The sequence below is a fragment of the Gordonibacter pamelaeae 7-10-1-b genome, assembly GCF_000210055.1.
Taxonomy (GTDB): Bacteria; Actinomycetota; Coriobacteriia; order Coriobacteriales; family Eggerthellaceae; genus Gordonibacter; species Gordonibacter pamelaeae.
Genome location: NC_021021.1, coordinates 3,362,289 through 3,373,507, shown reverse-complemented (window position 1 = coordinate 3,373,507; position 11,219 = coordinate 3,362,289). Strand labels below are relative to the sequence as shown.

Annotated in this window: 13 protein-coding genes; 1 reads left to right on the top strand and 12 read right to left on the bottom strand. The window is 65.4% G+C overall.

Annotated features, from left to right (window positions below):
* From GPA_RS15495 to GPA_RS15470, 7 genes are all read right to left on the bottom strand, one after another.
* The coding region (locus tag GPA_RS15495; RefSeq protein WP_041239780.1) for a molybdopterin-dependent oxidoreductase at positions 1-495 on the bottom strand (495 nt) is incomplete at its 3' end.
* A gap of 214 nt (positions 496-709) precedes the next feature.
* A complete protein-coding gene (locus GPA_RS19825; protein WP_083809183.1) occupies positions 710-952 on the bottom strand; it encodes a hypothetical protein in 243 nt (80 codons plus the stop codon).
* A 49-nt stretch (positions 953-1,001) separates the two neighbouring features.
* Positions 1,002-2,243 carry an MFS transporter gene (locus GPA_RS15490; protein WP_015540445.1) on the bottom strand — a complete coding sequence of 414 codons (1,242 nt, stop codon included), beginning with the start codon at positions 2,241-2,243 and terminating at the stop codon, positions 1,002-1,004.
* A 249-nt stretch (positions 2,244-2,492) separates the two neighbouring features.
* Positions 2,493-4,163 (bottom strand): PucR family transcriptional regulator, encoded by a 1,671-nt coding sequence (locus tag GPA_RS15485; protein WP_041239779.1) that lies wholly within the window; start codon positions 4,161-4,163, stop codon positions 2,493-2,495.
* 165 nt (positions 4,164-4,328) lie between these two features.
* On the bottom strand, positions 4,329-5,120 hold the full coding sequence (locus tag GPA_RS15480) for a class I SAM-dependent methyltransferase (protein ID WP_015540443.1): 792 nt from the start codon (positions 5,118-5,120) through the stop codon (positions 4,329-4,331).
* 38 nt (positions 5,121-5,158) lie between these two features.
* Positions 5,159-5,515, bottom strand: a complete 357-nt coding sequence (locus GPA_RS15475) for a DUF1048 domain-containing protein (protein ID WP_015540442.1) — start codon at positions 5,513-5,515, stop codon at positions 5,159-5,161.
* Positions 5,512-5,838, bottom strand: a complete 327-nt coding sequence (locus tag GPA_RS15470; RefSeq protein ID WP_015540441.1) for a PadR family transcriptional regulator — start codon at positions 5,836-5,838, stop codon at positions 5,512-5,514. The genes GPA_RS15475 and GPA_RS15470 overlap by 4 nt, the downstream gene beginning before the upstream one ends.
* 424 nt (positions 5,839-6,262) lie before the next feature.
* Between GPA_RS15470 and GPA_RS17005 the strand changes: the two genes are divergently transcribed.
* The gene (locus tag GPA_RS17005) at positions 6,263-7,618 is read left to right on the top strand and encodes a helix-turn-helix domain-containing protein (RefSeq protein ID WP_015540440.1); all 1,356 of its coding nucleotides are present in this window, start codon (positions 6,263-6,265) and stop codon (positions 7,616-7,618) included.
* 454 nt (positions 7,619-8,072) lie between these two features.
* Here GPA_RS17005 and thiI read toward each other — a convergent pair whose 3' ends face one another.
* From thiI to GPA_RS15440, 5 genes are all read right to left on the bottom strand, one after another.
* Complete coding sequence (gene thiI / locus GPA_RS15460) at positions 8,073-9,332, bottom strand: tRNA uracil 4-sulfurtransferase ThiI (RefSeq protein ID WP_015540439.1); 1,260 nt, start codon at positions 9,330-9,332, stop codon at positions 8,073-8,075.
* A 264-nt stretch (positions 9,333-9,596) separates the two neighbouring features.
* Entirely contained in the window at positions 9,597-9,857 is a 261-nt protein-coding gene (locus tag GPA_RS15455) for a DNA-directed RNA polymerase subunit omega (RefSeq protein ID WP_015540438.1), read from the bottom strand.
* A 7-nt stretch (positions 9,858-9,864) separates the two neighbouring features.
* Positions 9,865-10,437 (bottom strand): guanylate kinase, encoded by a 573-nt coding sequence (gene gmk, locus GPA_RS15450; RefSeq protein ID WP_041239778.1) that lies wholly within the window; start codon positions 10,435-10,437, stop codon positions 9,865-9,867.
* A gap of 7 nt (positions 10,438-10,444) precedes the next feature.
* A complete protein-coding gene (gene mihF / locus GPA_RS15445) occupies positions 10,445-10,753 on the bottom strand; it encodes an integration host factor, actinobacterial type (protein ID WP_041239777.1) in 309 nt (102 codons plus the stop codon).
* Positions 10,754-10,976: 223 nt separating this feature from the next.
* A partial coding sequence (locus tag GPA_RS15440; protein WP_041239776.1) for an orotidine 5'-phosphate decarboxylase / HUMPS family protein occupies positions 10,977-11,219 on the bottom strand: 243 nt, incomplete at its 5' end.

Sequence of the window (11,219 nt, the reverse complement as noted above, 5' to 3'; positions counted from 1 at the left end):
GCCGATCACCGTGCGCGGTCCGTAGCAAGAGGCGCCCGACATCATGAACGCGTTGTTCGGCGTCTTGAACACGGCCTGGGCCATGGGCGGCGCGTACTCGGTCGCCTCGCGGCCGGTGCCCTTCGAGAGGAAGATCGCCTCCGGTCCGTAGGTCTCCCAGATCTTCCTCACCTCGCGCTCGAGGATGTCGAGCGCCTCGTCCCAGGTTATGCGCTCCCAGGCGTCCTTGCCGCGGTCCTCGCGGGCGCGCTTCATGGGATATCTTATGCGGTCGGGATGCTGGAGGAACTCGCCCATCGCCAAACAGCGCGGGCACAGGCGTCCCTGGCTTATGGGGTGGTCGGGGTCGCCCTCCACCTTCACGAACTTGCCGTCCTTGTCGGTGTAGATGAACATGCCGCAGCCGACTGGGTGGCAGCCGGGAGGCGACCATCCGCAGGTGCGCGTGCGGACGAGCCCTCCTTCGTCGACCTTCCATTCCTTGTCCATGGTCATTGACGCTCCTCACTCTTGTCTCGTGTTCTCGCTTTCGTTTTCCAGTCCTTCACCGCAGCGTCTTTGGCCTCCTCGGAAAGAGGCTCCCCGCACTTCCTGCAAGTTTTGAAGACAAGCATGTTCCGATGCCCGCAGGCCGGGCAGGGCACGAACTTGGGCTTGCAGTTATCGCAGGTGACACGACAGCTGCCAAAGCACATGGCCGGACCGTACCCTATGGCTGGGCCGGGGGCTTGGGCGCTCCGGGGGCCTTGGGGGCGGGGATGGCGGAAGGGCTGCCTGCGGCCGGCGCTGGCGAGGGGGCGGCGGATGGCGCCAAAGATGCCGGGTCGACCCCCTCGAGGCTCGTCTTGCAGAACGGGCACTTCTTGGGAAGCAGGCCCTGGGTGACGTTGATCTTCTTGCCGCAGCTCGGGCATGCGGCCCCTGCGTTGGCTTCTGCTGGTCTAAAGCACATGGGAGGTTCCTTTCTTGTGATACCGGGACAGGTTATCGGCGCTGCCTACCTAGCTTTCCTTCGCGGCCTTGCCCTCGGCGGTGGGAGCCTTGGCCTGGTCGGGCACGATGAGCATCAGGATGCCGCCGATGACCAGGTACGCCGCCGCGATGGCGAACAGCATGCCGAAGTTGGAGCCGCCGCCGGCCAGGGGAATGGTGATGTTCGTGAGCGCGAGCGACGCGCCGGCGAGCACGAACGTCTGCACCAGCCCGCCGGCCGTGGCCGCCTTGCCGCGACCGTAGATCAGCACGGGCCACGTGAAGATCATGGCGAGCAGCGAGCCGAGGCACCAGCCGGTGACGAAGTAGGCGGCGTACATGACGACTCCGAGGGGCATCTGCCAGCCGAAGTAGATACCGAGGGCGGTGACGATGGCGTAGACAGCGACGATGGGGCGGTACGCCTTGAGGGCCTTGACGATGAACGGCGTCACCACCGAGCCGACCCCCATCCCGATGGTGATGGCTGTGGCGAAGCCTCCGGCTGCGACAGGATCAAGGCCCCGTGCGTTGACGAGCGAGGCGTTCGTGAAGGCCATGAGCGGCACCTGCCCTGCCATGAGGAAGAACGCTCCGGCGCACAGTACCCAGATCCAAGGGGTCTTGACGATCTCGATCAGGTTCTTGAGAACTTTGCCGCCTTCCTCTCCCTTCGAGGCGTCCTCGGCAGCCGCGATCTCGTCAGAGCGTTCCTTGCCGAACAGGAACCAGCCGACGAAGAACACGGCGGAGACGACTGCGGTTACGGTAAAGGCAAACTCGATCGACGGCATGAGAGACGTGAGGCCGACGCCGAGCGTGTTCGCCACGGGCGTGGTCGTGGTGGCGATGCCGACGGCCAGGGCGATCGTTGCGGGAGGAAACCAGCCTCCGAGGATCTTCGCACGGTTGACGGCCAGGAACATGCCCGTGAAGCCACAGAACATGTTCGACAGGTACTGCGCCTCGAAGGAAAAGGCGAAGATGCGCGCCACCGTTGCGACGAGCACCATGCCGGCCGCGATGAGCACGATGTTGCGGGTGCCAATCTTGTCGGAGAGAATGCCCGCGGCGAAAGCGAAGAAGATGCCGATGAACTGCGAGGCCGAATAGATCGAGGCGTACTGCTCGGAAGTGAAGCCGTAGTGCTCCATGAACTGGACGGACATGCCGGCCAGCTGGTTCTGGGCATATGACGCGATGAACACTCCGAGCCAGACCAGCGCGAGCACGATGCCGGCCTGCAGGTTCTTGTTCTTGAGCGTGAACATACACAACCCCCTTTTGCTGTGAAAGGCGTGCGGCCGCCTACGCGCCTCGTCCGCACGCTTGCTCCTTGATGTGGATTGTCTCGAATTCGCTAGGTGTAGCGTTCGCGCCGGCCGGCTCGGGGAGGCAGGCCCTGCCTACCCCCTAACTACCCTAGCCGCATTGTACGGGACAGGGGCATCTGGTTTCATTGGCCGACCCTACAAAAAGCGCGGCATTATTTGGCGGGAGGGCTAGGCCCGGGAGATAGGCTAGATATCCCCTTCCAGCAAGAGTCTGTGGTAGTCGAGCATCATGCGACTTCTCAAAAGGGGCGAGTCGAACGAGATGTCGAACCGCTTCTCGAGCCGCCCGATATGGTAGAGCACGGTGTTGCGATGAACATGGATCAGCTTCGAGGTCTCCGTGGCATTGCGACCGTTGTTCAAGTAGACCCAGATCATCCTTACGAGGTCGGTCCCTGCGGCCTTGTCCTCCTCGGCCAGCCTCTTCAGTATGCTGTGCCCGAACGAGTATTCCACCAAGTCGGCATCGTGTCCCTCGGTCAGGATATAGTACTTGAGGACGTGCTCGAACGGGAAGCACGCGATGTCGGCGCTCCCGTTCAAGGCCTCATGCTCGTTCTTCAGAGGGCCCCGCATGGCGTATGCCGTCGTCGCCTGCTGATAGGCCTGCTCGAGGTCCTCGATGTCGAAGAACACCTGCGAGGCCCCTGCCACCATGTCGAAGGGACGGTGAAGATGCTCCTCGATGTCGCGCTGTACCCCGTTTCCCGAGAGCGCGGCATCGTCCGATGAGGCCGTGTGCTCCAAGACGAGCAGGCTTCCCTGGTACATGAAGGGATACACGAGACCTTGGTTGAGGTTTTTGGAGGCTTCGAGCACCAAGGAGCGCTCGCTGAACGGCTTGCGCGAGCTGAACGGGAGATACAGGAGCCTGAACTGCCTCGATGCGGGAACAGCCGTTTTCGAGAGTTGGGCCTCGAGGTAGTCCTCGGTCATGGGCTCGCCGTCGATAAGCCCTATGAGCACCCGATGCCACGGCGATTCGAGGTTGACCGTCGTGTTCCAGAATTCGCTTGCTATGGCGACGACGCGTTTCACGAACTTCAGGAACAGGTCCTGTTGGCACGCTAGCGATCCCTGTGTGCAGGCGAGCACGACATGGAAAAGGTAGGCGTTGTCGATGAAGACGGGGTAGTGGAGGGTGGGGTACGGATGCCTTTCGTCGGGCTCGCATATAACGAGCTGGGTTTTCTCTCCAGCTGCTGCGAGCACCTTTCCTTCGATCTCCGCCACCTCGCACCGGTCGTAGCAGTTGTTGTCGACCAGGTGCCGAAATCCCTCCCCCGGGGGCTCGATGCCCCGAGAGTAGGCGATCAGGTTGTAGCCGGTGTCGGTCACGCAGACGAAATTTCCCATCGTCTCCTCGCTGAGGGATATCAGGCGGTCGATGCGGCCGTGGTTGTACACGACACGATCCATCTCGTTTTCCCAGACAAGGTCGTTGACGAAGAGGGATTGCAACAGCGAGTCGTAGAAGTAGAACCGCTTGTTCTGCCTGATCGCCACGACTCGGTTGCGTAGGCTGCCGGCAGCGATCCATTCGGGGGGCTGGCTGCCGTCCACCAATACGACGCAAAAGCAGCCCGGATGGTTCGCGAGCAGGTTACGCGCCACCTCTTCATGGCAGAGAAACAGGGCGTTTCGGCGACCTTCGCCCTTGGGGGCTCCCCCGGTGCTCGGTATCGAGGCGTACCATGAGAATCGCAGCGCCTGTCTCGGCGGAGCATGCAGCACCTCCACGGGGCCAAGGGCCTCTACAAGCATGGCGTAGCTCACATCGCCGAACCGCATCGAGGTTCCCGCGCCGGATCCGAGGGAGCCGGAAGTTTCGTTCGCAGCATGAGATTCGTCCGACATGGATTCACTCCTCGGGCCATTCGGGTGTTTGCGATCGGGCCCCTTCGCCCTCTGCATAGACTGGCCGTGCCCGGCCTTCGGCAATGTTATAGCACGTTTTTTCCGAGGTGTCCCCTTGCTTTGCCCGATTAATCTTCTGCCCGCCTGCCGCCGTCCTGGGGGCCGTTACGCCGAGGCGCGCAGGCTGAACGTCATGGGGAACCTGCCGTCGTTGCCGGGGAGCTCGTAGAGGCCCTTCTCGGGGGAGAGCACGTGGCCGCCCGAGTCGAAGAAGTTCTCGGAGAACTCGTTGAACGCGTCGATGTGCAGGCCGGCCCCGACGAGGGCGTTCAGGATATCCGATACGGGGTGCATCCAGAAATACGACGTGACGCCCTCCTTCGGTTCCGAGGCGTAGCCGCCGATGCGGTCTTCCACGTCGGGCTCCTTGCCGAAGTAGGGGTACGCCAGGTCGTACTCGCCGCGCCCCAGCTTATCCTCGTCGAAGGCCAGGTAGAACGGGTGCGAGTCGAACACGTAGAGGAAGCCGCCGTCCACGAGCAGGCGGCGCACGCCGCGCGCCCAGGCGTCCAGGTCGGGGAGCCACCCCAGCACCCCCTCGGACGTGAACGCCACATCGAAGCGGCCGTTCAGGCTGGCGGGCAGGTCGCACACGTCGGCCTCGACGAACTCGACGTTGCCGATGCCGAAGTCCTCCGCGAGCCTCTGCGCGCAGCGCACGTTCTCCGGCGCCAGGTCCACGCCCGTCACGCGGGCCGCGCTCTCGGCCAGCGCCAGCGTGTCGAACCCGACGTTGCATTGCAGGTGCGCCACGCGCTTGCCGGCCAGGTCTCCCAGCTCCTCGCGTATGTGCATGTTCAGGCGGTTCTCGCCGCGCTCGATGCGCTCCTTGTAGTGGCGGTAGTGGTCCTCGGCCAGCGTGTCCCAGGCAAGCCGGTTGCTCGCGATCTCGTCCATGCGCGGCTCCTCTCGTCTCGGCGGTCCGGCGATGCCGCCTAGGCGCGGCCGTTCCCCAGCTTGCCCATGATAGCGCGGTTGAGGGCGTCCTGCTTCGTCCCCCGGTAGGTTTTCGCGCCGGCCAGCAGATCGTCGCAGAACGCAGCCACGTCCTGGCCGGTGACGTCCAGCACGTCCCGCCCGTCTGCGGCGCCCTGCTCGAACAGGTCCACGAGGTCGGCTAGGATCACGGTCATGTCCATGCCGTCGCCGGCCACGTGGCCCCACATATAGTGCTGGATCTTGTCGTACACGAAACGGTAGTCCTCGGGCAGCGCGCGCACGCGCTCCATGGCCGCGCGGTACTCGCGCTTCTCCTGGGCGACCTTCTTGAAATAGGCGACCGGGTTCTTCATGCTCGGCTCTCCTTCAGCTCGTTGATCCTCGACGCGACGAACTCCCACTTCTCCCAGAACCGGGTGAGCTCGGCGCGGCCCGCGTCGTTCAGCGCGTAGAACTTGCGCGGCGGCCCCAGTTCGGACGGCTTCTTCGCGGTGTCCACCAGCTGGTTCTTCTCCAGGCGCAGCAGGATGGCGTACACCGTGCCCTCCACCACGTCGGCGAAGCCCAGCGCGTTCAGGCGCCGGGTGATCTCGTAGCCGTACGTCTCCTCGCGGCCGATGATCTCCAGCACGCAGCCCTCCAGCACGCCCTTCAGCATCTCGGTGAGGTTGTCCATGGCCTCCTCCTTCCGGCTAATCCGTGCAACTGGTATGCAGCGTCGCTTAGTACCGGTATATAGTAACATAGAATAGCGAGGAGGAAGGAGGGGCGGTTCGGCACAGTTCTTACCGGTTTTCTACATCCTGCAGCCGCATCGACGGGCGGGTGCCGCTTTCGGAAAACGCCATCTGGGGAAACGGGAGGTTTCGATCGTTGGATGGGGAAGAAGCGGGGCCTCGGGGCCCAGAGCCTGTAGAAAACCGGTCATTACTGTGCCGGACGGTCTTGCACAGGCGCGGCGCGTCGGCCCGCCGCGGTTGACCCGTGCCTCGAAAAGTCAACCAACACTCGCTTGCGTCAACCGTGCAGGCACTCCATACTGGAGTAAAAGGCGGCGACGCGGGAAGCGTCCGGCCGGAACGCAGAGCGAAGGGAGCCTCATGCACGAGGTGAACATCGGTGCCACCATTGCCCGCGAGCGGAGCGCGGCGGGCGTCACGCAAGGGGCGCTGGCGGCGCATCTGGGCGTGACGAAAGCGGCCGTGTCGAAGTGGGAGCTGGGGCAGAGCCTGCCCGACGTGGCGCTGCTGCCCCGTATCGCGGCGTACTTCGGCATCACGCTCGACGAGTTGTTCGCGTTCCGCCCGCAGTTGACCGAGGACGAGGTGCGCGACGTCTACCTGGAGCTCTGCCGCCTGTTCGCCGAGGATGCCGGTGCCGCCTACGCGCGCATGGACGAGCTCGTGCGCGACTACGGATCGTGCTGGAGCCTGCTTCTGCAGATGGCGGCGCTGTACTCGCAGCGCTCGTTCGTGGAACCGGGGCGCGCCGAGGAGCTTTTGGACAAGACGTGCAGCCTGGCCGAGCGGGTGGAGGCGTGCGCCGACGATGTTGAGCTGGTACGCTCGGCCCGCGTCGTGCGGGCGCTCGTCATCAGCCAGCGCGGCGGCATGGACGAGGCCATCGCCCTGCTGGAGGGCATGAAGCCCGCGCGCCCGCTGGGCATCGAGGGGATGCTCGCGGGGCTACGCAGCATGCGGGGCGAACGCGAGGCGTGCCTGAAGCTCTGCCAGGAGATGCTGTTCTGGGGCGAGATGAGCGTGATGCAGAGCATCGGCATGCAGCTCGGCCTGTACGCGGACGACCCGGCGCACCTCGCTGCGCTGCTGCGGGCGGCCGAGGGGGTGATGCAGGGCTTCGACGTGGAGAAGGCGAGCCCCATGGAGGCGGCCACGTTCTGCGGCTCGGCGGCTACGGCGTGCCTGAAAGCCGGCGACGAGGCGGGCGCGCTGCGCTATCTGGAGCGGTTCGTGGGGCTGCTCGAGCGTTGCGACTTGGACGACTTGCTGTTCGCCCGGCGCTCCGCGCTGTTCGACCTCGTGCCCGAGTTGGCGGAGACCGACGTGGAGCGAGAGCAGGCGAGTGCCGGCACGCTGTTCGGCGGCCTCGACATGAAAGAGCAGTGCAAGCTGGCCGTGACTGGCGACGCGGCGTGGGCTGCCGTGGCCGACGACCCGCGCTTCCGGCAGCAGCCTGCCCGCGCAAACCATGACGACGATGGCCACGGCCGTCACGCCCACCAGCACGGGCAGGCGCGCGCCCGACAGGTGCAGCCGTGCCCGCCACGACTGCGCGCTCCGCTGAAACGACATGGCCCCTCCCGTCCTCGACCGGATGCAGGCGGGAAGGGGCCGCCCGAGTTAGGCGGCGGCACCCTTCGCCCGCCCCCCGATCATAGCGCCGCAACCTTGCACGGGAACCGTCGGGAGCACCACGCAGGGCTGACGCGGATCTGACGCGGATCCAGCGCGGCGACCGGCAGAAGCTTGCCCGTTTCCAACACGGATCCAGCGAAAAGGAGGGATAAATTCGGAAGGGGTGAAATGGTCGCCTTGGAGCGTCGTCCGGACATGGCACGGCAACCCGTTTTCGGGGACCGCATGAGACCGCGCGCGGAGAACCGCGGTTCGTGGCAGCTTTTGAAAGCTATTCGTCGTAGCCGGGCGCAAAGCCGGCGGCTTGCGTAAAACGCCGACGCGCCACCAGGGGAAACGCAGGGACTCATCCTCAAGAAAGCACGCAAGCGGTTGGCAGGCCACCTCCAGCGACGAATAACCTTCGATTCCTGCCGCAAAGCAAGGCGCCCGGCGCCCGACCGTTCAGAATGCGCGGAAAGGGGATTCCGGAAGAAACCGACGGAGAGCCGTCACTGGAAAGCCGCTGCCGCCTCCTCGATGCCCGTCCCCTGCGTCAGGCGCGTGCAGTATCCTCGGCGCCGCCCTGCCCCGCCCCGCCTGCATCGCGGCGCGGCTTCGGCTTGTAGGCGGGGCAGGCGTAGTCGCGCACCTCGGCGGCCTCCACCAGCTCGGCCACCCAGCGCTCCACGGGCAGCACGGACTCCGCCTCGCGCACTACCGGGAGCTTCGCGTGGGTCTCGGGACTGCGGGGCATGAACAGCGTGCAGCAGTCGGGCGCGTCCTGCGACGATATCTCGTAGGAGCCCAGGCGCTCGGCCTCGCGGATGATCTCCAGCTTGTCCGTGCCGATGAGCGGCCGAAACACGGGCAGGTCCACCGCGTCGTCCGTGGCGCGGATGTTGTCGAGCGTCTGCGAGGCCACCTGCCCCAGGCTCTCCCCCGTCACGAGCGCCCCGGCGCGCTCGCGCGCAGCCAGCGCCTCGGCCACCTTGAACATGAGGCGGCGGTACATGATGACGCGCAGCTCGGGCGGCACCGTGAGCGCGATCTCGCGCTGGTAGTCGCCGAACGGCACCGTGTACACGCGCGCGATGCAGCCCGTGCGCTCCAGCACGCGCGCGATGTCGTCCACCAGGTACTCGCTCGCGTCCGAGGTCTGCGGGCGACCGGAGAAGTGCACGCCGATGCACACCGCGCCGCGGCGCGCCAGCTTCCACGTGGCCACCGGCGAGTCGATGCCGCTCGACAGCAGGCACACCACCTTGCCCGAGCTGCCCACCGGCAAGCCCCCGACGCCCGGCACGGAGCGCGCGTAGACGTACGACGCGTTCTGCACGACCTCGACCCCCACCGTGACGTCGGGGTTCTTCATGCGCACGCCCTTGTCGGGGCATGCCTCGCAGAGCGCGCCGCCGATGATCTGGTTCATCTCCATCGACCCGGTGGCGAAGTCGGTGTGGTTGCGCCGCGCCGCCACCTTGAACGTGGAGAACTCGCCCGCCTCCGAGAGCGCGAGCACGGCCGCGCGGGCCATCTCGTCCAGGTCGCGCTCGCACTTGAAGCCGCTCGACACGCGCGCCACGCCCGGCACGCGCCCTGCGACCTCGGACGCCTCGACGGCCGTGTCCCAATCCGTGCCCTCGCGCAAAAACACGCACAGCCTCCCCGAGATGCGATGGATCGTGACCACGGGGAACGGCGCGAGCAGCGCCTCGAGGTTCTTCAGAAGCCGTGTCTCGAACGAGGCGCGGTTGTGGCCCTTGAGGCCGATCTCATGGTAATGGACGAGGATGATGCGTTGGAAGTCAGTCATGGGAGTCCCCCGGGTTCGCAGGTTCGAACGGTCCGCGCGGGCGCGGTCGCCAACCTAGCAGGTCGCGCAATTCGCGCAAAGTGCGAAAACAAGCGTGCCGGTTGGCGTAGTAAGTCAGCGAGAAGCCCCGAAGCGCTCGAGATTGCCGCGAAAGCATTCCAAAGCGTACTTCGCGGTACGCGAGGAATGCTTGGAGCGGCAAGATCGGGCGCTTCGGGGCTTCGCAGCGTCGACAGGTTCCGCCGTTCGGAGAACGGCGGAACCTTAATGGTTCTTGATGTCGATGGAGTTCGGGTCGTACGACACTTCGCCGCGGGCGATCTCGTTGAAGGCGAGCGACAGCGGCTTCTTGTCGGCCGCGCGGGCGATCTCGACCGCCGTCTGCAGCTGAATGGCGCGGTCGCGCTGGCCGCGCATCATGTCGTTGATGTCGTGCGCGCGCTTCGAAGCGAGGGCGCACAGCAGGAAGCGGTCGTTGTCGGTCCTGTCCAGCAGTACGTCGATCTTGGGTTCGATGATACTCATAGAGCGTTTAACCTCGTGCTTTCTCGGCTTGCTCGTTGACGTAGCGCACCAGGGCATCGGTCGCCTCGTCAAGGTTGTCGTTTACCAGCCGCATATCATACTCCATTTTGCGCGAAAGCTCCACCTCGGCCGCTTTCATGCGCGCCTCGATCACCTCGTCGCTCTCGGTTCCGCGTCCGCGCAGGCGCTCCTCGAGCACCTGGAGCGACGGCGGCTCGATGAACACGAGGCGGGCGGCGGGCATCTTGTCGCGCACCTGGAAGGCGCCTTGGACGTCGATCTCGAGGATGACCTGCTCGCCGCAGGCCATGTGGTCCTCGACGGTCGCGCGGGGCGTGCCGTAGCGGTTGCCCGCATAGGTCGCCCACTCCAAGAGCCCGTCGGTGTCCACGAGGTCTTGGAACTCCTCGGCCGACGCGAACTGGTAATGGACGCCGTCCACCTCGCCCTCGCGCGGGGCGCGCGTCGTGACGGAGCGCGACACCCAGGCGTCGGGCACCTCGCGCAACAGACGGGCCACCAGCGTGCCCTTGCCGGCACCTGATGGCCCAGAGATAACGAACAGATTACCGTGTCGCATGCAGCGTTTAGCCCAAACGCTCCAGCAAGGCGGTCTGCTGGCGCTCGCCCAAACCGCGCAGGCGGCGGCTCTCGGCGATCTGCAGCTCCTTCATGATCTTCTCGGCTTTGGCCTTGCCGTAGCCCGGCATGGTCTCGATGAGCGTGGAAACCTTCATGCGGCCGACCACGGGATCGTTCTTCATCTCGAGAACCTTCGCCAAGGTGAGCTTGCCGCTTTTCAGCTCGTCACGAACCTCGGCGCGCTTGATGCGGGCCGCCTTCGCCTTCTCCAGAGCCGCCTGACGTTCTTCCGGGCTGAGTTGAGGAATAGCCATCGTGTATCTCTCCTTCTTGTTCAAAAGCGATTCCGTGATACTATCACGCCTTCGTCCGTCTTGCCTTGTCAATCGCCGTAATTCCAAAAAATTCCCGCGCGATGCCACACATTGTAGGAGCAGGCCCGCGCGCCGGACCCGTTTCGTCGCACAACCGTTACGAACGGTCGCTCGCCGAGGTCGAACGGGGGAAACGCTCCCCCGCCACCGTGCGCGAACGGTTCTACAGCTCCGCCGCGATGGCCTCGAACGCGGCGGCAGGGTCGTCGGCCTGCGTGATGGGACGGCCCACCACGATGTGCGAGGCGCCGTTGGCGAACGCCTCGGCAGGCGTTGCCACGCGGCTCTGGTCGCCCTTGGCGGCACCGGCGGGGCGCACGCCCGGCGTGACGATGTATGCGTCCGGCCCCAGGATCTCGCGCAGGCGCGCAGCCTCCTGCGGCGAGGCCACCACGCCGGAGATGCC